General features: G+C 72.0%; 20 protein-coding genes and 1 pseudogene. 13 read left to right on the forward strand and 8 right to left on the reverse strand.

Translation table 11 applies throughout. The features are described from left to right. Nucleotides 1-135 (forward strand): annotated as a pseudogene (locus tag ABT114_RS20805) (transposase); the annotation flags it as partial. Between the two features lies 1 nt (nt 136). Here the strand turns inward: ABT114_RS20805 and hutI are convergent. From hutI to hutU, 4 genes are all read right to left on the reverse strand, one after another. Then, complete coding sequence (gene hutI / locus ABT114_RS20810; RefSeq protein WP_351144284.1) at nt 137-1,318, reverse strand: imidazolonepropionase; 1,182 nt, start codon at nt 1,316-1,318, stop codon at nt 137-139. A 50-nt stretch (nt 1,319-1,368) separates the two neighbouring features. Next, entirely contained in the window at nt 1,369-2,739 is a 1,371-nt protein-coding gene (locus ABT114_RS20815) for a formimidoylglutamate deiminase (protein ID WP_351144285.1), read from the reverse strand. After that, the gene (locus tag ABT114_RS20820; protein ID WP_502988359.1) at nt 2,736-3,938 is read right to left on the reverse strand and encodes an allantoate amidohydrolase; all 1,203 of its coding nucleotides are present in this window, start codon (nt 3,936-3,938) and stop codon (nt 2,736-2,738) included. The genes ABT114_RS20815 and ABT114_RS20820 overlap by 4 nt, the downstream gene beginning before the upstream one ends. A gap of 95 nt (nt 3,939-4,033) precedes the next feature. Then, nucleotides 4,034-5,698 (reverse strand): urocanate hydratase, encoded by a 1,665-nt coding sequence (gene hutU / locus ABT114_RS20825; RefSeq protein WP_351144286.1) that lies wholly within the window; start codon nt 5,696-5,698, stop codon nt 4,034-4,036. A gap of 133 nt (nt 5,699-5,831) precedes the next feature. Between hutU and ABT114_RS20830 the strand changes: the two genes are divergently transcribed. The 5 genes from ABT114_RS20830 (at nt 5,832) to ABT114_RS20850 (ending at nt 9,755) form a co-directional block, all read left to right on the forward strand. Beyond that, a complete protein-coding gene (locus tag ABT114_RS20830; protein WP_502988351.1) occupies nt 5,832-7,280 on the forward strand; it encodes a type III PLP-dependent enzyme domain-containing protein in 1,449 nt (482 codons plus the stop codon). 169 nt (nt 7,281-7,449) lie between these two features. Then, entirely contained in the window at nt 7,450-7,857 is a 408-nt protein-coding gene (locus ABT114_RS20835) for a hypothetical protein (protein ID WP_351144288.1), read from the forward strand. Beyond that, nucleotides 7,854-8,699: a transcriptional regulator gene (locus ABT114_RS20840; RefSeq protein ID WP_351144289.1), complete on the forward strand. Its 846-nt coding sequence runs from the start codon at nt 7,854-7,856 to the stop codon at nt 8,697-8,699. The genes ABT114_RS20835 and ABT114_RS20840 overlap by 4 nt, the downstream gene beginning before the upstream one ends. A gap of 46 nt (nt 8,700-8,745) precedes the next feature. Next, nucleotides 8,746-9,360: a roadblock/LC7 domain-containing protein gene (locus ABT114_RS20845; protein WP_351144290.1), complete on the forward strand. Its 615-nt coding sequence runs from the start codon at nt 8,746-8,748 to the stop codon at nt 9,358-9,360. Nucleotides 9,361-9,380: 20 nt separating this feature from the next. Further along, a complete protein-coding gene (locus tag ABT114_RS20850; RefSeq protein WP_351144291.1) occupies nt 9,381-9,755 on the forward strand; it encodes a roadblock/LC7 domain-containing protein in 375 nt (124 codons plus the stop codon). A gap of 68 nt (nt 9,756-9,823) precedes the next feature. On the opposite strand, the gene ABT114_RS20855 is transcribed toward ABT114_RS20850, so the two are convergent. The 3 genes from ABT114_RS20855 to ABT114_RS20865 form a co-directional block, all read right to left on the reverse strand. Further along, nucleotides 9,824-10,408 carry a hypothetical protein gene (locus ABT114_RS20855; protein ID WP_351144292.1) on the reverse strand — a complete coding sequence of 195 codons (585 nt, stop codon included), beginning with the start codon at nt 10,406-10,408 and terminating at the stop codon, nt 9,824-9,826. Nucleotides 10,409-10,518: 110 nt separating this feature from the next. Continuing rightward, complete coding sequence (locus tag ABT114_RS20860; RefSeq protein ID WP_351144527.1) at nt 10,519-11,415, reverse strand: MurR/RpiR family transcriptional regulator; 897 nt, start codon at nt 11,413-11,415, stop codon at nt 10,519-10,521. 143 nt (nt 11,416-11,558) lie between these two features. Next, nucleotides 11,559-13,073 carry an aromatic amino acid ammonia-lyase gene (locus ABT114_RS20865; protein WP_351144293.1) on the reverse strand — a complete coding sequence of 505 codons (1,515 nt, stop codon included), beginning with the start codon at nt 13,071-13,073 and terminating at the stop codon, nt 11,559-11,561. A 142-nt stretch (nt 13,074-13,215) separates the two neighbouring features. Here ABT114_RS20865 and ABT114_RS20870 point away from each other — a divergent pair, with 142 nt between their 5' ends. The 7 genes from ABT114_RS20870 to ABT114_RS20900 all read left to right on the forward strand — a co-directional run bounded on the left by ABT114_RS20870 (nt 13,216) and on the right by ABT114_RS20900 (nt 20,015). Continuing rightward, nucleotides 13,216-14,268: an ABC transporter ATP-binding protein gene (locus ABT114_RS20870; RefSeq protein ID WP_351144294.1), complete on the forward strand. Its 1,053-nt coding sequence runs from the start codon at nt 13,216-13,218 to the stop codon at nt 14,266-14,268. Further along, entirely contained in the window at nt 14,265-14,906 is a 642-nt protein-coding gene (locus ABT114_RS20875) for an ABC transporter permease (RefSeq protein WP_351144295.1), read from the forward strand. The genes ABT114_RS20870 and ABT114_RS20875 overlap by 4 nt, the downstream gene beginning before the upstream one ends. 1 nt (nt 14,907) lies before the next feature. Continuing rightward, the gene (locus ABT114_RS20880) at nt 14,908-15,570 is read left to right on the forward strand and encodes an ABC transporter permease (RefSeq protein ID WP_351144296.1); all 663 of its coding nucleotides are present in this window, start codon (nt 14,908-14,910) and stop codon (nt 15,568-15,570) included. A gap of 19 nt (nt 15,571-15,589) precedes the next feature. Continuing rightward, the gene (locus ABT114_RS20885) at nt 15,590-16,528 is read left to right on the forward strand and encodes an ABC transporter substrate-binding protein (protein ID WP_351144297.1); all 939 of its coding nucleotides are present in this window, start codon (nt 15,590-15,592) and stop codon (nt 16,526-16,528) included. Nucleotides 16,529-16,588: 60 nt separating this feature from the next. After that, nucleotides 16,589-18,028 (forward strand): purine-cytosine permease family protein, encoded by a 1,440-nt coding sequence (locus ABT114_RS20890; RefSeq protein ID WP_351144298.1) that lies wholly within the window; start codon nt 16,589-16,591, stop codon nt 18,026-18,028. An 11-nt stretch (nt 18,029-18,039) separates the two neighbouring features. Then, a complete protein-coding gene (locus ABT114_RS20895; protein ID WP_351144299.1) occupies nt 18,040-18,456 on the forward strand; it encodes a hypothetical protein in 417 nt (138 codons plus the stop codon). Nucleotides 18,457-18,518: 62 nt separating this feature from the next. Continuing rightward, nucleotides 18,519-20,015 (forward strand): PucR family transcriptional regulator, encoded by a 1,497-nt coding sequence (locus tag ABT114_RS20900; protein ID WP_351144300.1) that lies wholly within the window; start codon nt 18,519-18,521, stop codon nt 20,013-20,015. A gap of 125 nt (nt 20,016-20,140) precedes the next feature. Here ABT114_RS20900 and ABT114_RS20905 read toward each other — a convergent pair whose 3' ends face one another. Then, nucleotides 20,141-21,301 carry an acyl-CoA dehydrogenase family protein gene (locus ABT114_RS20905; RefSeq protein ID WP_502988352.1) on the reverse strand — a complete coding sequence of 387 codons (1,161 nt, stop codon included), beginning with the start codon at nt 21,299-21,301 and terminating at the stop codon, nt 20,141-20,143. Between the last annotated feature and the right edge of the window lie 51 nt (nt 21,302-21,352).

The following is a 21,352-nucleotide window of genomic DNA, read 5'->3' on the forward strand; positions in this document are numbered from 1 at the left end:
TTGGATTGGTCGGTCGTTGGTCCGGGTGTGCCGCTAACAGATGCACAGTGGGCGCGGATCGAGCCGTTGCTCCCGGACCGGACGCCGAAACGTGGTGGTCGGTGGCGGGACCATCGTGAGGTGATCGATGCGATGTTCAGCGCATGACCGCCCGTGCACCCCGCCGCCACACCTCGCTGACGAGCGGAACCCCCGGCCGGTAGGCCAGATGCACATGGCTCGGCGCGTCCAGGAGCATCAGGTCGGCATGCGCCCCCGGCGTGAGGCGACCGATGTCCTCCCGACGCAGCGCCCGCGCCCCACCCGCCGTCGCCGACCACACCGCCTCGTCCGGCGTCATCCCCATGTCCCGTACCGCCAGCGCGATGCAGAAGGGGACCGAGGAGGTGAAGGACGAGCCCGGGTTGCAGTCCGTCGACAGGGCGACCGTGACGCCCGCGTCGAGGAGGCGGCGGGCGTTCGGCCACTCGGCTCGGGTGGAGAACTCGGCGCCGGGGAGCAGGGTCGCGACCGTCCGACCGCTCGCCAAGGCATCCACGTCGGCGTCGGTCAGGTGCGTGCAGTGGTCGGCGCTCGCCGCGTCCAGTTCGACGGCCAGCTGGACGCCCGGGCCGTACGACAGCTGGTTGGCGTGAACGCGCGGGTGCAGGCCCTTCGCCTTGCCCGCCGTGAGGATCGCGCGGGCCTGGTCGCCGTCGAAGGCGCCCTTCTCGCAGAAGACGTCGATCCAACGGGCGTACGGAGCACAGGCGTCGAGCATCTCGCCGGTCACCAGGGCCACGTACGCGGCCGGGTCGTCGGCGTAGTCGGGCGACACGATGTGGGCGCCCAGGTACGTCACCTCGTCGGTGTGCCGGGACGCGATGCGCAACGCGCGGGCCTCGTCCTCGACGGTGAGTCCGTAGCCGGACTTCGTCTCGAAGGTCGTGGTGCCCTGGCGGAGGGCCTCGTCGAGGTAGCGGGTGAGGTTGCGCTCGAGGTCCTCGTCGCTCGCCGCCCGGGTCGCCGCGACCGTCGTACGGATGCCGCCCGCGCTGTAGGCCCGGCCGGACATACGGGCGTTGAACTCCTGCGTGCGGTCGCCCGCGAAGACCAGGTGGGAGTGGGAGTCGACGAAGCCGGGCAGGACCGCGCGGCCGCCCGCGTCGACGCGATTGTCAGTGGCGGGTGCTTTGCTTGATTCACCGGTCCACACGACGCGGTCGCCGTCGATGACGACGGCCGCGTCCTGGACCAGACCGAGGGGGGAGCCGTCACCGAGGGAGGGGTCGTTGGTGACCAGCGTGGCGATGTTGGTGATGACGGTGCTGCTGCTCATGGTGTCCTCGTGGGTGGCCGAGTGGGGGGCGATGGCCGGGGTGGTGGCCGTCAGGCGCGCAGGGCTTCGACCGCTGCCGCCAGCGCCTGCGGGACATCGGGGACGAGCGTGTGCGCCCCGTCCCGTACGACGTGCCGCCCACCGACGATCGTGTGACGTACGTCCGCTGCCGTCGCGGCGAATACGGCCGTCTCGGCGCCGAGCCGCGGCACGGGTCCCGCTGTCCTGACCGAGTCGAGGGCGATCGTCGTGAAGTCGGCGAGCGCACCCGGTTCCAGAAGGCCCGCGCCGTCCCAGCCCAGGGCTGCGTGACCGTCCGCCGAAGCCGCGCGCAGCAGCGCCGCGGCCGTCCAGTGGCCGCGGGTGCGGGTGCGCAGGCGCTCGTTCAGCTCCATCGCGCGTGCCTCTTCGAGCAGGTCGATGACGGCGTGGCTGTCGGAGCCGAGGGAGAGCGGGGAGCCGGCGCGCTGGAGGGCGACCGCGGGGCCGATGCCGTCGGCCAGGTCGCGTTCCGTCGTCGGGCACATGCAGGTGCCGGTGCCGGAGCCGCCGAGCAGCGCGATGTCGGTGTCGGTGAGGTGCGTGTTGTGCACGCCGGTGGTGCGCGGGCCGAGCACGCCGTGGTCGGCGAGGAGCTGGGCCGGGGTGCGGCCGTGGGCAGCCTGGCAGGCGTCGTTCTCGGCAGTCTGCTCGGACAGGTGCACATGCAGCGGGGCCCGCCGCGCCTCGGCCCACCGCGCCACCGTCGCCAACTGGTCCGCGGGCACGGCTCGTACGGAGTGGATCGCGGCCCCGATCCGTGCGTGATCCCGTTCCTTGAGAACTGAACAGCGTTCGGCCCAGGCGTCCGCGCTGCCGTCGGAGAAGCGGAGCTGGTGGGTGTTGGGCGGCTGTCCGAAGCCGGAGGAGAGGTAGGCGGTGTCGAGGAGGGTGATGCGGATACCGGCTTCGGCGGCGGCCGCGATCAGGGCCTCGCCCATCGCGTTCGGGTCGGCGTAGGGGGTGCCGCCCGGGGCGTGGTGCACGTAGTGGAACTCGCCGACCGCGGTGATGCCCGCCAGCGCCATCTCGGCGTACACCGCGCGGGCGAGTGCGTGGTAGGTGTCCGGGGTCAGTTGGTCGGCGAAGGCGTACATGAACTCGCGCCAGGTCCAGAAGGTGCCGGAGCCGACCTGGACCGTGCCGCGCAGGGCGCGGTGGAAGGCATGGCTGTGGGCGTTGGCGAGGCCGGGGAGGGTGAGGCCGCGGAGGATCTCGGCGCCGGGGGGCGGGGAGTCGACGCCCTTACGGACGGCGCTGATACGGCCCTCGGACACCTCCAGGGCCACGCCTGGCTCGACATGGGTGTCGAGCCAGGCGTGCTCCAGCCAGTACGTCCGCGTGTGGGTATGCGCGTCGGTCTGCGCGTGGGTCTGCGTCACCTGCGGGCCAGCCCTTCCAGTACGTCGGCGAGTGCGCTCACCCCGGCCACGCAGTCGTCCTCGGCCGCGAACTCGGCCGGGGAGTGCGAGACGCCCGTGGGGTTGCGCACGAACAGCATGGCGGTCGGGATGGTCCCGGAGAGGATCCCGGCGTCGTGTCCCGCCCCGGTACCGAGGACGGGGACCTTGAGGTCGGTGTCGTTGCCCAGGATGCGGGCGAGCTCGTCGCGCAGGGCGTGGTCGAACTCGACGACCGGCGTGAACGACTCGCGGACGACGTCCAGGTCGATGCCGTGGGCCGCCGCGTACTCCCGGGCCGCCCTCTCGATGCCGGTGACCACGGTGTCGAGGGTCTCCTGCCCGGCGGCGCGGGAGTCGAGCCAGCCGCGCACCAGGGAGGGGATGGCGTTGACGCCGTTCGGCTCGACGGAGATCTTGCCGAAGGTGGCGACGGCTCCGGCGAGTTCGGCCTCGCGACGGGCGGCGAGGACGGTCTCGGCGTACGACAGCATGGGGTCGCGCCGGTCCACCAGGCGGGTGGTGCCGGCGTGGTTGGCCTCACCGCGGAAGTCGAAGCGCCAGCGTCCGTGCGGCCAGATGGCGCTGGCGATGCCGACGCGGTCGCCGGACAGGTCCAGCGCCCGCCCCTGCTCGACGTGCAGCTCGACGAAGGCGCCGATGCGGGCGAGCCGCTCCGGGTCGGGGCCGATGGTGTCGGGGTCGTAGCCGGCTGCCTCCATGGCCTGCGGCAGGGTGATCCCGTCGCCGTCGGTGAGGCGGTGCGCCTGCTCCACGGTGAGCTGACCGGCGGTGAGCCGGGAGCCGACGCAGGCGAGCCCGAACCGGGCGCCCTCCTCGTCACCGAAGTTGACGAGGGCGAGGGGCCTGCTGAGCTGCGCGTTCCTGTTCCGCAGTTCATCGAGGGCCGCGAAGGAGGACACCACGCCCAGGGGCCCGTCGAAGGCCCCGCCGTCGGGCACGGAGTCGAGGTGCGACCCGGTGACGACGGCGTCCCCCTGGGCCGGGTCCCCGAGCCAGGCCCACTGGTTGCCGTTCCGGTCGACCTCGTAGGTCAGCCCGCGGGAGCGGGCCTGCTCCTCGAACCAGGCCCGGCACTCGGCGTCGGCGGCGGTCCAGGCGAACCGGCGGTAGCCGCCGGAGTCGGGGTGCCGGCCGATGGGCAGCAGGTCGCGCCACATCTGGTGGAAGGACGCCGCGGCCGGACCCGTGGCCGTCGCCGGGGCGCCGGCTCCCACCAGGGAGTTGCCGCCCGACGCCGCCTCCGTGCGCTGCGTCACGCGTCGTCACCCTCGCGCATGGGAACCCGCACGCCCCGCTCGTCCGCGACCGACTCCGCGATGTCGTACCCGGCGTCCACGTGCCGGATGACGCCCATGCCGGGGTCGTTGGTGAGCACGCGGCGGATCTTCTCGCCGGCGAGCTTCGTGCCGTCGGCGACGGAGACCTGGCCGGCGTGGATGGAGCGGCCCATACCGACGCCACCGCCGTGGTGGATGGAGACCCAGGACGCGCCGGAGGCGACGTTCACCATGGCGTTCAGCAGCGGCCAGTCGGCGATCGCGTCGGAGCCGTCGAGCATGGCCTCGGTCTCGCGGTAGGGCGAGGCGACGGAGCCGCAGTCGAGGTGGTCGCGGCCGATGGCGAGGGGGGCCGCCAGTTCGCCGCTCGCGACCATGTCGTTGAAGCGCTCACCGGCCTTGTCGCGCTCGCCGTAGCCGAGCCAGCAGATACGGGCGGGCAGGCCCTGGAAGTGGACGCGCTCGCGGGCCATCTTGATCCAGCGGTGGAGGGACTCGTTCTCCGGGAAGAGGTCCAGGATCGCCTTGTCGGTCTTGGCGATGTCCGAGGCCTCGCCGGACAGGGCCGCCCAGCGGAAGGGGCCCTTGCCCTCGCAGAACAGCGGGCGGATGTAGGCGGGGACGAAGCCGGGGAAGGCGAACGCCCGGTCGTACCCGGCGAGCTGGGCCTCGCCGCGGATGGAGTTGCCGTAGTCGAAGACCTCGGCACCGGCGTCCATGAAGCCGACCATGGCCTCGACGTGCCTGGCCATGGACTCGCGGGCGCGGGTGGTGAAGCCGGCCGGGTCCTTGGCGGCGGCGGACGCCATGTCGTCGAAGTCCACACCCACCGGCAGGTACGACAGCGGGTCGTGGGCCGAGGTCTGGTCGGTGACGATGTCGATGGGGGCGCCCTCGGCGAGCATGCGGGGCAGCAGTTCGGCGGCGTTGCCGAGGAGGCCGATGGAGAGCGGCTTGCGCTGGTCGCGGGCCTCGACGGCGAGCTGGAGGGCGTGCTCCAGGGAGTCGGCCTTCACGTCGAGGTAGCGGTGCTCGATGCGGCGTTCGATGGCGCGCGGGTCGCAGTCGATACAGATCGCGACGCCGTCGTTCATGGTGACGGCGAGCGGCTGGGCGCCGCCCATGCCGCCGAGGCCGGCGGTGAGGGTGATCGTGCCGGCGAGGGTGCCGTTGAACTTCTTCGCGGCGACGGCTGCGAAGGTCTCGTAGGTGCCCTGGAGGATGCCCTGGGTGCCGATGTAGATCCACGACCCGGCGGTCATCTGCCCGTACATGGTCAGCCCCAGCTGCTCCAGCCGCCGGAACTCCTCCCAGTTGGCCCAGTCGCCGACGAGGTTGGAGTTGGCGATGAGGACGCGCGGGGCCCACTCGTGGGTCTGCATGACGCCGACCGGACGGCCCGACTGGACGAGCATCGTCTCGTCCTGCTTCAGCGTCCGCAGCGTCCGCACCATCGCGTCGAAGGAGCGCCAGTCACGGGCGGCCTTGCCGGTGCCGCCGTAGACCACGAGCTTGTCGGGGTGCTCGGCGACCTCGGGGTCGAGGTTGTTCTGCAGCATCCGGAGGGCGGCTTCCTGCTGCCATCCCAGGGCGCTCAGTTCCGTACCACGCGGGGCTCGTACGGGGCGGGGTCCTGACATGGTCTGCCTCCTAGCGGATTGTTGCTGCCGTTATTCACATCCTGACTACCTGAATAGAACTAGTCAATACATGAGTCCGTCCGCGCGAGCAGGTCGTGGGTGTTTGGCTGGATATATGGGCGCGGACATCGACATGACGGGGGATGTTGTGGGCAACGGCAAAGACGGCACCAGCGGGACCAACGGCATCGACAGCAGCAGCGGCAGCCACGGGAGCGAGTCCCGGAGCGACTCCGGCGCCGAGCGGGCCGCGCGGCGCGACGAGGCGGTGCGGGCCGCCGTGGAGCAGGGGCTGCTCACACCCGGTGCTCCCATCGTCGGGCTGCTCGACGTCATCGGCATCCGCGAGTCGGCGGCGGAGCTGCGTGCGGCGTTCGACGCGGTCACGGCACCCGGCACGCCGGTGCTGCACGCCTTCGCGGTGAAGGCGACCCCGCTGGTGCCGGTGCTGCGGCTGCTGCGCGAGGAGGGCATCGGCGCGGAGGTGGCGAGCCCGGGCGAGCTGGCGCTGGCGCGGGCGGCCGGGCTGCCGCCGGCCCGTATCGTGCTCGACTCGCCCGCGAAGACCCCGGCCGAGCTGCGCGAGGCGCTGGCGCTGGGCATCGCCGTCAACGCGGACAACCCGCAGGAGTTGGACCGCATCGACGGTCTCATGCGGTCGGCCACCAGCCGCTCCCCGCTCGGCATCCGGGTGAACCCGCAGGTCGGGCCGGGTTCCATCGAGGCGCTGTCCACGGCCACGGAGACCTCGAAGTTCGGGGTGGCGCTGCGCGACGAGGGGGCGCGCGAGTGGGTCGTACGGGCGTATCTGGACCGTCCATGGCTGAGCCGTCTGCACGCGCACACCGGGTCACAGGGCATCCCGCTGTCACTGATGGTGCGCGGCGTGGCGGAGACGTACGCACTCGCCGAGGAGATCAACCGGCGGCTCGGGCGGCCGCAGATCGACACGATCGACATCGGCGGCGGACTGCCGGTGAACTTCGGCTCGGACGTGACGGCTCCGACGTACGCGCAGTACGCACGACTGCTGAGCGAGGCGGTGCCCGGGCTGCTCGACGGGCGGTACGGACTGGTGACCGAGTTCGGACGGTCGCTGCTGGCCAAGCACGGGACGGTGGTGGCCCGGGTGGAGTACACCAAGAGCGCCGGCGGGCGGCCGGTCGCGGTCACGCACGCGGGCGTGCAGGTGGCGACGCGGACGGTGTACGCGCCGGCGTCCTGGCCGCTGCGGATCGCCGCGTACGACGCGAAGGGGCGGCCCAAGGAGGGGCCGGCGGTCGTGCAGGACGTGGCCGGGCCTGCCTGCTTCGCGGGCGACCTGCTCGCCCAGGGCCGCCCGCTGCCGCTGCTGGAGCAGGGGGACTACGCGGCGGCGCTGGACACGGGCGCGTACTACTTCGCGCACCACTACGCGTACAACTCGCTGGCGCGGCCGGGGATTTACGGCTTCGCCCCGGACGGCGGCGGTACCGTCTTCGCGACGGTGCGCGAGCCGCAGACGATCGAGGAGATCGTGGCCGAGTCGGGAGGGGCGCATGCGTCGGCGCTCACCACTCTGCGCGCGCCCGGCCGCCATTGACGCACACCGGCGGACATGCGGGTCATCTGATATGAGAACCAGCACAGCCGACCCACCTTAGCCATCCGCCGCATGTTCCACCGGAAAATGCCAGAACCCTCACCCGTCACCCACACGGTGCGTAGTTTCGGCGTCACTCAGCCGGACCCCAGGCGGGAGGGGAGCGACGGTGCCCGGAATCGACGAGTGCTTACTGGAAGCGATGCGGCTGCCCGGTGCCCGGGGCGCGGCGTTGGTGGACTGGACGAGCGGACTGGCCCTGGGGGTGGTCGGCGAGTCACCGGGCGGCGACCACGAGGCGGCGGCCGTCGAGGCCGCGGAGCTGGCCCGGCTGGCCGCCGAGCACGGCGCGTTCGCGCCCGGTGACGGCACGGGCGGAGGACCGGACGACGGCACGGCCCCGCCGGTCGAGGATCTGATCCTTTGCAACCGGGACAGCTACCACCTGCTGCGGTTCGTGCCCACGTCCTTCGACAGCAGCGTCTTCCTGCACGTGTGGCTGGCCCGGGCGGAGGGCAACCTCGCGCTGGCCCGCATCCGGCTGGGCGAGATGGCCGGACGGCTGGTGCTGGGATGACGGTGGTCGGCACCACTGAGCCGCCCCGGCTGCCGGTGCGGGACAAGGCGGCGGCCCGCGAGGGGGCGGGCGGCGAATGGGCGGGCGGCCTTTCTCCGATGCTGACCCGGCTCGCCGCCGAGCGGGCCACCGGCGTCCTCGTCCGCGAGCACGGCACGCTCCACCTCGCCGAGGGCGAGGTCGTGCACGCCGAGAGCCCGTACGCGCCCGGTCTCGACGTGCTCCTGACGGCGCACGGCACGGTCGACGCCACGGTCTGGCAGGAAGCACTGACCCGGACCGACAGCCGGCCCGGCGTGAGCCGGCTGGTGGTCGACGGCGGCCGGCTCAGTGCGGGCGCGCTGGAGCTGTGCCAGTTGGGGGCGCTGTACGACGCCGCGTACTTCGCCCTCGCGCCGAGCAGTACGCCGGGCCGCTTCCGCTACGGGAGCGGGCATCCGCCGGCCCCCGTCCGCCCGGTCGCCGTGGCCGCGGTGGAGCGCGAGACGCTCCGCCGCCGCGAGCTGCTGCGGCGCGTCTGGCCGGATCCGCTGACCGACAGCGCGCCGCTGGTCCGGGCCGACCCGGCCGCGGCGCCCGCGGTCACCGCCCGGCAGGCGGCCGTGCTGGCCCGGGTGGACGGTGTGCGCACCGCGACCGACATCGCGCGGGAGCTGGGCAGGCAGGCGTTCCACACGCTGGTGGACGTACGGCGGCTGGCGGCGGCCGGGCTCGTGGCCCCGCACCCGCCGCCCGCGCGGGTGTCGTCCTCGGCCGTTCCCTCCGTTCCCTCCGTCGCCTCCGTCCCTGATCCCGACATCACGCTGCTGAAGAGGCTCAGGGATGCGCTGGAGGCCCTTTGAGCGGCAGAGCCCGCGGCAGCGAACCCGCGCCGAGAGGAGAGAGCTGATGGCGGCCGAGCCCGACATACGCGAGGAGCTGCGCCGGCTGAGGGCCCGTGTGCCCCAGCTGACCGGCGCGCTCGCGACGAGCGTGGACGGCGTCGTCCTCGCGCAGGACACCCCCGGCGTCGCGCCGGAGACCGTGGCCGCGCTCACCGCCACGGCACTCGACGTCGCGGCGCGGCTGGCGGACGCGACCGGTCAGGGCGACCTGCGCGAGCTGCTCGTGCGCGGGGTGTACGGCTACGTCGCCACGTACGCGGCGGGCCGCACCGCCGTACTGACGCTGCTCGCCCAGGACCGCGTCAACGTCGGCCGACTGCACCTGGAGGGCCGCCGGGCCGGCACCCGTATCGGCGAGCTCGTCGACGCGGAGGCGGCGGCCGCGGCCGCTGCCCCTACCGGAGCACCTGCCGAACCACCGGCTGAACCGCAGGCCCCCGAACTGCAGGTCTCGAAACCACAGGCCTCCGAACCGCAGGTCTCGGAACCACAGGCCCCCGAACCACAACCCAAGCCACAGCCCAAATCACCGGCCGCCAAGTCCACGGCCGCACGCGCCAGAACCCCCCGCGCGCCACGCACCACTTCCACCAACGCGCGCACCACCACCGAAAGTTGAGAGAACGAGGAGACTCAGCCATGACCAACACCGAGACCGCACTGAAGGAAGCGCTCGCCTCCATCGAGGGTGCGACCGGGGTCGCGCTCGTCGACTACACCAGCGGGATGGCGCTGGGCACGATGGGCGGCAGCAAGGGCTTCGACCTGAATGTCGCGGCCGCCGGCAACACCGACGTCGTGCGCGCCAAGATGCGCACGATGGAGCACCTGGGGCTCAAGGGACAGATCGAGGACATCCTGATCACCCTGTCCGACCAGTACCACCTGCTCCGGCTGATCAGCGGGCGCGGCGGCAACGGCCTGTTCCTGTACCTGGTGCTCGACGCCAAACGGGCCAACCTGGCGATGGCCCGCCACCAGCTGAAGAAGATCGAGGAGGACCTCGAAGTCTGAGCCCGGGTGCCCGGGCGCGTGTGAAAGACCCGCTACACCCGCTAGATCGGGTGGATCCGCTGGATCCGCTACACCAGCGCCGCGGTGTGGCGGCGGGCCCCGCCCGGGGCCGCGTCGCCCGCCGCGATGCCGGTGCCGCGGTAGCCCTTGACCGCCTTGCCCGCCGGACGCCCGCCGCGCGCGTCGAGCCAGTCGACCCGCACCCACAGCAGCGCCTCCTCGGCCCGCTCGCGCCGCCCGAGCCAGGCGGCCTTCAGCCGCAGCCCGGTACCGGCGCCGGCCAGCAGCATCCCGCCGGCCGCGGGCACCGCGAGGGAGCTGCCCAGCGCGACCACGAAGGCCAGCAGCAGCCACCAGCGGTGGCCGTGGCGCCAGTTCCGTACGGTCACCGCGCGATCCTGGAGCACATCGTGCTTGCCGGCCCGGGCGGCGCCGCGGGCGAGGGCGGTGTAGCGCCTGCGGCGACGGTACGACACGACGGCGGCGGCGATGATGAACAGCGCCGCCCCCGCCATGACCCCGATCCGGCGGCCGGTGATGCCCGGCACCAGCACACCGACACCCGCCGCGAACACACCGGCCCACCACAGCGGCGCCGCTCCGGCCCGTACGACGACGGCCACCCGAGCCAGCCCCTGACCTCCGCGCGCCACGTCCCGCCTCCTCGTCACCCGGCACAGTCCCGTAGTGCGGACACGCTAGCGAGCGAACGTGAGACGAATCTGAGAGCACCCGCACGCGCCGGGCGGCTCAACTGGCGGGCTCATTCCACGAACAGCCCCCGCGCCGCCGCCCGCGCGTCGAACTCCTCCAGCCGGGCCTGCGCGTCGGGCAGGTCGTCGCACATGGCCTCCAGCAGCACCCGCCCGAGCAGCATCGGCGCGCACGCGGTGTCGAACGCGAGCCCGGTACCGACGGCGGCGGGCAGCAGCAGGTCGGACACCTTGGCGACGGGCGCGAACGCGGAGTCGGCGACGCTCACCACGGTCAGGCCGGCCTCCTTCGCGTAGGCGAGGGTGTCCACCACCTCGCGCGGGTGCCGCGGCAGCGCGAAGCACAGCAGCGCCGAGGCGCCCGCCCGTACGGCGGCGTCGATCCGGTCGTGGATCATCGTGCCGCCCTCGTGCAGCAGCCGTACGTCCGGGTGGACCTTGGCGGCGAAGTACGCGAAGCCGTACGCCTGGGAGGCGGCGGCGCGCAGCCCGAGGACGAGCAGCGGACGCGAGGCGGCGAGGATCCGGCCGGCCTTCTGCACGGGCCGCGGGTCCGCGAGCACCTGGGCGAGGTGCTTCAGGTTCTCGATCTCCGCCTCGACGGCCTGCTGGTACTCGTTGTACGCCCTGGAGTCAGCCGTCTGTTCGACGGGCGCGACCTCGCGCAGGTGGCGACGGAGGGCGGGGTAGCCGTCGAAGCCGAGGGCGACCGCGAAGCGGGTGACGGACGGCTGGCTGACCCCGGCCAGTTCGGCCAGCTCCACGCTGGACAGGAACGGCACGTCGGCGGCCCGCCGCACCATACTGTGCGCGATGCGCCGCTGGGTCGGCGTCAGCCGGTGCCCCTCGAAGAGCGCCTGCAGCCGCGCGGCGGGACTGTCCGGCACGCCCGCCCCCTCGTCCGCGCTCGTCTGCGCACCCCTGTCCGCACTCGCGTCGGCGCTCATCCCCGCACCCCTGTCCACACTCGTCCCCGCGCTCACGTCCGCACTCGTCTCGGCGCTCGTCCCCGCACCCCTGCCCGCACTCGTCCCCGCACTCTCGTCCGTGCTGGCGTCCGCACTCGTCTCGGCGCTCGTGTCGGCGGTCATCACTCGCTCCCCCTCCAGATCTGCGTGAACCGGTCGAGCAGGCGGGCCGCCGCCGTCACGTCGTTCGTGAGCGGCCGGTCGGCCATGTCCTCGTCGAGCACCGACTCGGCGAACGCCAGCGCCCGGCCCACCGGAAGCTCCGGTTCGGGCCGGAGGTCACGCAGCCGCAACGCTCGTACGGCGGCGACGAGTTCGCAGCCGACGACGAGACGGTACGCGCCGCAGGCACGAAGCGTCTGCCGGGCGGCGAGCGAGGCGAAGCTGGCCTGTTCCTCGACGCCCCGGGAGAGTACAGCGTGGCCGAGCGAGGCGGGTGCCGAGCAGGCGCGCAGCTCACCGAGGGCGGCTGCGGCGGAGTACTCCAGGATCATCACGCCGGACGAGGCGGGCTCGTGGTCGGCGAGGAAGGGCTGGAGGCGGGTGAAGGCGGGCTCGTTGAGGGTGGACAGCCGGGACGTCGACAGCCGGGCCACCTGGGTCACCGCCAGCCGGAAGTGGTCCAGGGCGAGGGCCAGTTGGGTCATGTAGAAGCCGCCGTGGTGGTAGGCGGCCATGCCCTCGGGGGAGATGAGGGGGTTCTCGGCGGCCACGTTGAGCTCGAGGGCGAGCACCTCCTCCAGCGCGTCGGCCGCGTCCTGGGCGGGCCCGTGGATCTGAGGCAGGCAGCGGAAGCCGTACGGGTCCTGGATCCGGCCGAGCGGAGGCGTCGGCCGGTCGTCGGCGCCGATCAGCTCCCGCATCCGCCGGGCGACCTCGCCGGACCCCCGGTGCGGGCGGGCCGCGTGTACGGGTGCGGCGTACGGCTCGTGCGAGCCGTCGACCGCGAGCAGCGAGAGACCGGCGACGACCTGGGTGGCCTCGATCAGCCCGCGCAGCTCGTGCAGGGCGAGCGCCGACTGGCCGAGAGTGAGGGCGTTGCTGCTGATGAGGGCCAGCGCGTCGTTGTTGTCGAGGGGCTGGGCCTTCGGCGCGCCCGCCCCCCGCCACGGGTGCTCCCCCGCGAGGGCCAGCCCGAGCTGGGCCAGCGGCGCGATGTCGCCGGTGCCGACCGAGCCGAACTCGTTGACGACCGGGTAGGCGCCGCTCTCCAGCGCCTCGCACAGGGCCGTGATCACGCTGGGCCGCAGCCCGGCGCCGCCCGCCAGCAGCTGGTTGGCGCGCACGGCGAGCATCGCCCGCACCTGCCGGGCCGGCAGCTCCTCGCCTATGGCGCCGGCGTGGCTGCGCAGCAGGCGCAGGCCGTGTCCGGCGGCCGCCTCGGTGGGCACGGCCTCGTTCCGGTTCGCGCCCACACCGGTCGAGCGACCGTACACGCGACCGGTCGCCGCGATCTGCCGGGCGGCGTCCCAGGACGCCTCGGCCCGCCGCATCGCCTCGCTTCCGGGGACCGGCCGGGCGGTCCCGTCGGCGAGGCGTACGACGTCCTCGATGCCGAGGCCGACCCCGTCGAGGACCACGAGGCTGGAAGGCCCGGAGCGCACAGCATCCGACGCGTCCACGATCCGAGACGACATAAGGCCCCAAACTCCCCTCAATACGGACACTCGATCTTGACTGTCAGTAATCAGTAACCTCGGATTAACGCCCGAGCATTGACAACCTATTCAGACACCAAGAACTCTGCATGACGTTATACAGCCGGGCAAGGGACATCTCATGATCCAGTTCGACACGGTCCACAAGCGCTTCCCGAACGGCACGACAGCGGTCCACGATCTCTCCCTCGAGATGCCGGAAGGCGGCGTCACCGTCCTGGTCGGATCCTCCGGTTGCGGCAAGACGACCACTCTGCGGATGATCAACCGGATGGTCGAACCGTCCTCCGGCACCATCCGGGTCGGCGGCAAGGACGTCACCGCGCAGGACGCCGCCGAGCTGCGCCGCTCCATCGGGTACGTCATCCAGCAGGCGGGCCTCTTCCCGCACCGCACGGTGCTCGACAACATCGCCACCGTGCCGCTGCTGCTGGGCTGGGGCCGCAGGAAGGCACGGGCGAGGGCGGCCGAGCTCCTCGAGACCGTCGGTCTCTCCGCCGACGCCGGGAAGCGCTATCCCCACCAGCTCTCCGGTGGCCAGCAGCAGCGCGTCGGTGTCGCCCGCGCGCTCGCAGCCGACCCGCCCGTCCTGCTCATGGACGAGCCGTTCGGCGCGGTCGACCCGGTCGTGCGCACCCAGCTCCAGGACGAGCTGCTGCGCCTCCAGAAGGAGTTGAGCAAGACCATCGTCTTCGTCACCCACGACGTCGACGAGGCGGTCCGCCTCGGCGACCAGATCGCGATCTTCCGCACGGGCGGCCATCTGGTGCAGTGCGCCTCGCCGGCCGAGTTGCTGGCCCGCCCCGCCGACGACTTCGTGGCCGACTTCCTCGGCGCCGAGCGCGGCCTGAAGCTGCTCTCGCTGAAGACCCTCGCGGACGTCCCGCAGGCCCCGGCCCCCGAGGGCGGCACCTGGACCCTCGTACTCGACGCGGCGAACAAGCCCCTGCACTGGGCCTCGAAGGCATCGGAGGCCTCGAAGGGCACAGAGCTTCCCGTACGCCCGCTGAGGGACTCCGACTCCCTCCTGTCGGCCCTGAACGAGTCGATCGCCTCGCCCACCGGCCTGATCGCCCGTGTCGACGCGGCCGGAACCCTCACCGGCGTCTCGTCCCGCGACGACATCCACGAGCACGCGGGCCGGGCGCACGCAGCCGCAGGGGTCGCCGCATGACCATCGACTGGTCGTGGATATCCGGCCACACCGACGACCTGACCACCCTCACGATCTCCCACCTCCAGGCGGCCCTGACCGCCGTCTTCCTCGGCCTGTTGATCTCCCTCCCGCTGGCCGTGGTCGCCCACCGGGTCCGCCCCCTGCGCGGCTTCCTCCTGGGCCTGTCCAACGTCCTGTTCACGATCCCGTCGATCGCGATCTTCGTCCTGCTGCTGCCGATCTCCGGCCTGACCCGCACCACGACCGTGATCGGCCTGACGGTCTACACCCTGGTCGTCCTGCTGCGGAACACCGTCGAGGGCCTCGACTCCGTCCCCGCGAGGACGAAGGAGGCCGCGAAGGCGATGGGCACGCGCCCGCTGCGCACGCTCCTCACCGTCGAACTCCCCCTCGCCCTCCCCGTGATCATGGCGGGCGTCCGGATCGCGACGGTCATGTCGATCTCGCTGGTCTCCGTGGCGACCTACATCGGCGACGGCGGCCTGGGCCAGCTGTTCACGGACGGCTTCCAGCGCAACTATCCGACACCGGTGATCGTCGGCGTGGTCCTGACCCTGCTCCTGGCCGTGGTGGCGGACGCGCTGCTGGTCGCCCTCCAGTACGTCCTCACCCCGTGGAAGAGGCGGCGAGCCTGAGATGTACGAACTCTTCAAGAACCTCGGCACCTGGCTGGTCAGCGGCGACCAGTGGGCGGGCTCCGACGGCATCGCCCACCGCCTCGCCGAACACCTCCAGTACTCGCTGCTGGCCACGCTCATCGCGGCCGTGATCGGCCTCCCGCTGGGCCTGCTGATCGGCCACACCGGCAAGGGCGCGTTCCTCGCGATCAACCTCGCGTCCTTCGGCCGCGCCCTCCCAACCGTCGGCCTGGTCGTCCTGGTCTTCCTGGCCAGCGGCCTGTCCATGACGCCGGTGTACATCGCCCTGGTCGCCCTCGCGGTCCCGGCGATCGTCACCAACACCTACGCGGGTATGACGGCCGTCGACCCGGACGTGAAGGACGCGGCGCGCGGGCAGGGCATGCGCGGCCATCAGGTCCTGTTCCAGGTGGAACTCCCCCTCGCCCTCCCGCTGATCATGACGGGCCTGCGCCTGGCGCTGATCCAGGTGGTCGCGACGGCCACGATCGCCGCGTACGTCTCCTTCGGCGGCCTGGGCCGCTACGTCTTCGACGGCCTGGCCCAGCGCGACCTGGTGCAGGTGCTCGGCGGTGCGGTCCTGGTCGCCGTGGTCGCCATCGCCCTGGACCTCGCGCTCTCCGCCCTCCAGCGCCTCCTCTTCCGACACCGCACCGCCTAGGCCTTAGGGACCCACCGAAATGAACCGTCGTACTCTCCTCGGCGCGCTCGCCGGCGCGGCCGTCTCCGTCCCCGTCCTCAGTGCCTGCGGCAGCGGCGTCACCTCGCTCGACGGCAGCGGAGGAACCACCTCCGGCGGCGGCTCCAGCAAGGGCGGAGTCACCATCGGCACCGCCAACTTCACCGAGAACCAGGTGCTCGGCTACCTTTACGCGGCCGCTCTGGAGGCGGCCGGTGTCAAGACGAAGGTCCGCCCGAACCTCGGCACCCGGGAGATCGTGATCCCCGCCCTCAAGAGCGGCGACATCGACCTCCTGCCCGAGTACCAGGGCGCCCTCCTCAACTACCTCGATCCGAAGGCCACGACCGCGGAGGAGGGCGCGATGCAGAACGCCCTCACCATCGCCCTCCCGTCCGGCCTCCAGATCCTGCCGTACGGCGTGGCGGAGGACTCCGACGCCTTCGTCGTCACCCGCGAGACCGCGAAGAGGTACGGCCTGACCTCCCTCGCCGACCTGAAGAAGCAGAACGGCAAGCTGGTCATCGGCGCCGCGCCCGAGGTGAAGAAGCGTCAGGTCGGCGCGGTCGGCCTGAAGGAGGTGTACGGGGTCGAGTTCAAGGAGTTCAAGTCCCTCGACTCCGACGGGCCGCTGGTCAAGGGCGCCCTGAAGAAGGGCGACGTGGACGTGGCGAACCTCTTCACCACCGACACCGACATCGAGGCCAACGACTGGGTGGTCCTGGCCGACCCGGAGAACCTCATCCCCAGCCAGCACATCGTCCCCCTCATCGCCGACCGAAAGGCCGACTCCACGGTCCGCAAGGCGCTCGCCAAGCTCGGCAACATCCTGACCACGGCCCAGCTCACCGAGCTCAACCGCCAGGTGGACAAGGACAAGAAGGACCCCGAGGACGTCGCGAACGCCTACGCCAAGCAGCACGGCCTCACCAAGAAGTAGCCCGGCAGTAAACCGCCGGCGGCAAGACGGCGGAAAGTCGACAGAAAGGGAATCCGGATCATGGCCCAGGGCCTCGTGGAGCTCCGCTCCATCGACGTCGTACCGGACGAGGAACGGCACGGCACCGCGTTCAGCCAGTTCACGCTCTGGCTCGGCGCCAACCTCCAGATCACCGCCGTCGTCACCGGCGCCCTCGCGGTCGTCTTCGGCGGCGACGTGGTGTGGTCGATCGTCGGGCTCGTCCTCGGCAATCTGCTGGGCGGCGCCGTGATGGCCCTGCACTCGGCACAGGGTCCGAAGCTCGGGCTGCCGCAGATGATCCAGTCCCGCGCCCAGTTCGGCGTGCGGGGCGCGGTCGTGCCGCTGCTGCTCGTCGTCCTCATGTACGTCGGCTTCTTCGCGAGCGGCAGCGTGCTCGCCGGACAGGCCGTCGGCGAGCTCACCCACACCGGCGACACCACCGGCATCGTGGTCTTCGCCCTCGTCACCGCCGTGACGGCGACCGTCGGCTACCGCGTCATCCACACCCTGGGCCGGGTCGCGAGCGTCGTCTGCGCGGTGGCCTTCGTCTACCTCGGGATACGCCTCCTCGACCACGCCGACGTCTCGGCGCTGCTGGACAACGCGCACTTCTCCCTGCCGATGTTCCTGCTCGCCATGTCCCTCTCCGCGTCCTGGCAGCTGGCGTTCGGGCCGTACGTCGCGGACTACTCACGCTATCTGCCGCGTACGACGTCCACGCGGGCCACGTTCTGGTGGACCCTGTCGGGCTCGGCGCTCGGCTCGCAGTGGTCGATGACGTTCGGCGTGCTGGTCGCCGCGACGGCGGGCGAGAAGTTCCTCGACAACCAGGTCGGCTATGTGGTGGGCCTCGGCGGCACCGGCCTGATCGCGTCGTTCCTCTACTTCGTGATCGCACTCGGCAAGCTGACCGTCAACGTGCTCAACACGTACGGCGGCTTCATGTCGATGGTCACGAGCATCAGCGGCTTCCGCGGGCAGCGGGTGCTCTCGCAGCGCGGCCGCGCCCTCTACATCGCCGTGATCATGGTCGCGGGCACGGCGGTGGCTCTTCTCGGCAAGGACAGCTTCCTCGCGTCCTTCAAGGACTTCCTGCTCTTCCTGCTGACCTTCTTCACACCGTGGTCGGCGATCAACCTGGTCGACTACTACCTGATCTCCAAGGAGCGCTACGACATCCCGGCTCTGTCCGACCCGGGCGGCCGCTACGGAGCCTGGCGCTGGGACGCCCTCGTCGTCTACGCGGTCGGCGTGCTCGCCCAGCTCCCCTTCCTCGCCACGACCTTCTACACCGGCCCGCTGGTCGAACAGCTGGGCGGCGCGGACATCTCCTGGATCGTGGGCCTCGTCGTACCGGCGGCTGCCTACTGGGCGGTGGCGCGCCGGCACCGCGACGGCGGCGACCGGACGGGTGAGGGGACTGAGCCCAGGACGAAGAGGGGGGCTAGCCCCACTGTCTCGGGGGCGTCGGCCTCGTAGCGTAAGGCGGTATGGAAGCCGGCGAATCCGAACTCAAGAAGGAACTCGACGCCACCCTGCACGCGCGCAGAGAACTCGGCGAGGAGTACGAGTCAGCGCTGGTCGACTCGTTCCTGGAGAAGGTCGAGCAGCGCCTCGACAGCGTGGTCGACCGGCGGGTGCGACGCCGGCTCGCCGAGCAGCAGACGGCCGCGGCCCGAGGTGCCCGCGCCCCCGGGTCCGGCGACTCGTGGGGCGAGCGCTTCGGCTTCGGCGTGATCTCCCTGATCCTCGCCATCCCGCTCTCCTCGATCGGCGCGGCCCAGGCGGGCATGTCCGGCCTCTTCGTCTCCTGGGCGGGCATCGTCGGCATCAACACGGTCCAGGCCTTGCGCAGCCGCCCGCACCTCGGGAAGCGACGCGAGAAGTCCTCGGACTGGGAGGAGTAGGCCTGGAAGCCGGGCCGGGAAGGGATTTGGGGCCGTCCGGCACACCGGCCGATAATCGCGGTGTGCCCGTGTCAGTCGCCGATCTCCTCGCCGAGCCCAAGCTGCAACTCCGGGCCCTGACCAGCCACTGCCATCAGCCGGACCGGCAGATCGGCTGGGTTGCCACCACCGAGCTGCCCGATCCGCTGCCGTTCCTGCGCGCAGGGGAGCTGGTGATGACGACGGGCATGTTGGCCCGGGATGACGCCGAGTGGCGCCGCCTGGTCCGGGGGCTGGCGGAACTGCCGGTGGCCGGAGTGTGCTTCGGCACCGGACTGGTGCACCAGGAGGTGCCGCCCACGGTGGTCCGGGCCGCCGAACAAGCCGGTCTCGCCCTGCTCGGCTCCCCGGTCGAGGTGCCGTTCGTGCAGATCAGCCACTGGGTGGCGGATCAGATCTTCGCGGAACGCTACGACACGGTGCGCACGGTCGTCGCGCTCCAGGACCAACTCGTCCAGGAGCTGCTGTCCGGCGGCGGACTGCCCGGGCTGCTGCGTCGAGTGCACCGGCAGCTGGGGGCCGGCGCGGTCGCCGTCGTCGAACCGGACGGCCGGGTCCTGGCGACGCATCCCGCCAGGACCCGTTGGAACCGTGCGGACGAGGGGGGCCGTCCGCCCGTGGCCGCGGCGGCGTATCTGCCGATCGCCGTGGACGGTGTGCCGGTCGCATGGCTGTGCACGCAGCGTGCCACACCACGGCAGGACGTCCTGTCCTTCGCCGCCAACATCCTCGGGCTGGAGGTGGCACGTCATCAGGCTGTGCTCACCGGGCGGCGGGAGCTGCTGGGCCAGGTCCTGGAGGACGTGCTGCACAGGACGATCTCCGAGAGCGACGCCCGGCGGCGCCTGGCCGCGCACGGACTGACGCTGGACGGCGCCTGCGCGGTCGTGGTCGCCCGGGTCGGCGGCGGCCCGGACCGGCTCCGCAAGCTGCCCTGGACGCTGGGCCCGCTGCTGGAACGCACCGGCGACCGGCTGCCCACCGCACTGATCGACGACACCGCGATGGTCGTCGTGCCGGAGGGCACCGACGCGATGGCCGGCGCCCGGACCGTCGCGGCCCATCTGTCCGCCCTGGACCCCCAGGTCCGGGTCGGGGTGAGCGAGGCGCGCCGGGGGGTGTCCGGGCTGCGGATGGGGTACTTCGAGGCCCGGCAAGCCGCACAGGCCGGCCCCGGGGTGCACCGGGCCGTACCGCTGAGCATCACCGGCCTGCTGTTGGGCAATCTGGACCTGCCCCTGCGCGAGCTGGGCCACACCGTGCTGGCACCGCTGCTGCAGCACGACGAGGCCCACCACGCCGAGCTGGTGGCCACCCTCCGCTCCTACCTCGCCCATGACTGCGCACCGGCCGCCACCGCCACCGATCTGGTGCTGCACCGCAACAGCCTGCGCTACCGGCTTCAGCTGATCGAGCGTCTGACCGGCCGCGACCTCGACCGCCTCGCCGACCGTACGGAGCTGTGGCTCGCGCTGATGGCGCTGGACGGCGGCCCCACCAGCGCACCGCGCGAGGACTGAACTCCGCCGGTCCGCACGTGATGCGGACCGGCCGCCCACGAAGGGCCGGCCGCGGCGCCGGACGCCGTCGGCGCGCACCAGCCGCACACATGCACAGACCGGCGCGCACAGCAGCGGATGCCGGGTCAGGGCGTGCGCAGCAACTGCCGGGCCATCACCATCCGCTGGATCTGGTTGGTCCCCTCGTAGATCTGGGTGATCTTCGCGTCCCGCATCATGCGCTCGACACCGAAGTCCTTGGTGTAGCCGTAGCCGCCGAGCAACTGCACGGCGTCGGTGGTCACGGACATGGCCGCGTCGGAGGCCAGGCACTTGGCGGCCGCCCCGAAATACGTCAGGTCGGGCGCCTTGGCGGTGCTGCGCGCCGCCGCGGCGTACACCATCTGCCGCGCCGACTCCACCTTCATGGCCATGTCCGCCAGCATGAACTGCACGCCCTGGAAGGACGAGATCGGCTGTCCGAACTGCTTGCGTTCCTGTACGTAGGCGGTGGCGACGTCGAGGGCCCCCTGGGCGATGCCCACGGCCTGCGCGCCGACCGATACCCGGGTGTGGTCAAGGGTGCCGAGGGCGACGGAGAGCCCCCGGCCGCGCTCGCCGAGCAGCCGGTCCGCGGGAATCCGGCAGTTCTCGAAGTACACCTCGCGAGTGACCGAACCCTTCAGGCCCATCTTCCGCTCGGGTTCTCCGTAGGAGATCCCGCCGTCGTCGGCGTGCACGACGAAGGCGGAGATGCCGCGCGAGCCCGCATCCGGGTCGGTGACCGCGAAGACGATGAGGTACTTGGCCACGCCGGCCGAGGTGATCCAGGTCTTGACCCCGTCCAGCACCCAGCTGTCCCCGTCGGCCACCGCCCGGCAACGCATCGCCGCGACATCGCTGCCGGCCTCCCGCTCGCTGATCGCGTAGGCCATCAGTGCTTCCCCCGAGGCGACTTCGGGCAGATACCGCTGCCGCTGCCGCTCGGTCCCGGCAAGGAGCAGCGGCGTCACGCCGAGCTTGTTGGAGGTCTGGATGGTGGACGAGGAGGCGCACGCCCGGGCGACCTCCTCGACGGCGATCGCCGCCGAGAGGGCGTCGACACCGTCGCCGCCGTACTCCTCCGGGATTCCGGGGGCGTGCAGCCCGGCGGCCACCAGGGTGGCGTACGACTCGTCCGAGAACTCGGCCCGCTCGTCGACCTCCGCGGCTCGCGGCGCCAGCTTCCTGGTGGCGACCTCACGGGCCGCGGCGCGGAACTCGGCGTACAGCGGGGGCAGCAGATACGGCGTCATGTCAGGCGTCATGCGTGTGTGCTCCTTCTGACCTGCTGGGCAAGGGAACGGCCGGACGCTCCG

Origin of the sequence: Streptomyces sp. NPDC002088 (assembly GCF_040296605.1) — a bacterium.
Lineage (GTDB): Bacteria > Actinomycetota > Actinomycetes > Streptomycetales > Streptomycetaceae > Streptomyces.

Excerpts from the sequence above, each read along its gene's own strand:
- hutI (WP_351144284.1), bottom strand. The coding sequence starts at position 1,318 with ATGAGCAGCAGCACCGTCATCACCAACATCGCCACGCTGGTCACCAAC.
- ABT114_RS20820 (WP_502988359.1), bottom strand. The coding sequence starts at position 3,938 with ATGTGGCGCGACCTGCTGCCCATCGGCCGGCACCCCGACTCCGGCGGC.
- hutU (WP_351144286.1), bottom strand. The coding sequence starts at position 5,698 with ATGTCAGGACCCCGCCCCGTACGAGCCCCGCGTGGTACGGAACTGAGC.
- ABT114_RS20830 (WP_502988351.1), top strand. The coding sequence starts at position 5,832 with ATGACGGGGGATGTTGTGGGCAACGGCAAAGACGGCACCAGCGGGACC.
- ABT114_RS20840 (WP_351144289.1), top strand. The coding sequence starts at position 7,854 with ATGACGGTGGTCGGCACCACTGAGCCGCCCCGGCTGCCGGTGCGGGAC.
- ABT114_RS20845 (WP_351144290.1), top strand. The coding sequence starts at position 8,746 with ATGGCGGCCGAGCCCGACATACGCGAGGAGCTGCGCCGGCTGAGGGCC.
- ABT114_RS20850 (WP_351144291.1), top strand. The coding sequence starts at position 9,381 with ATGACCAACACCGAGACCGCACTGAAGGAAGCGCTCGCCTCCATCGAG.
- ABT114_RS20860 (WP_351144527.1), bottom strand. The coding sequence starts at position 11,415 with ATGAGCGCCGACGCGAGTGCGGACAGGGGTGCGCAGACGAGCGCGGAC.
- ABT114_RS20865 (WP_351144293.1), bottom strand. The coding sequence starts at position 13,073 with ATGTCGTCTCGGATCGTGGACGCGTCGGATGCTGTGCGCTCCGGGCCT.
- ABT114_RS20870 (WP_351144294.1), top strand. The coding sequence starts at position 13,216 with ATGATCCAGTTCGACACGGTCCACAAGCGCTTCCCGAACGGCACGACA.
- ABT114_RS20875 (WP_351144295.1), top strand. The coding sequence starts at position 14,265 with ATGACCATCGACTGGTCGTGGATATCCGGCCACACCGACGACCTGACC.
- ABT114_RS20880 (WP_351144296.1), top strand. The coding sequence starts at position 14,908 with ATGTACGAACTCTTCAAGAACCTCGGCACCTGGCTGGTCAGCGGCGAC.
- ABT114_RS20885 (WP_351144297.1), top strand. The coding sequence starts at position 15,590 with ATGAACCGTCGTACTCTCCTCGGCGCGCTCGCCGGCGCGGCCGTCTCC.
- ABT114_RS20890 (WP_351144298.1), top strand. The coding sequence starts at position 16,589 with ATGGCCCAGGGCCTCGTGGAGCTCCGCTCCATCGACGTCGTACCGGAC.
- ABT114_RS20895 (WP_351144299.1), top strand. The coding sequence starts at position 18,040 with ATGGAAGCCGGCGAATCCGAACTCAAGAAGGAACTCGACGCCACCCTG.
- ABT114_RS20905 (WP_502988352.1), bottom strand. The coding sequence starts at position 21,301 with ATGACGCCTGACATGACGCCGTATCTGCTGCCCCCGCTGTACGCCGAG.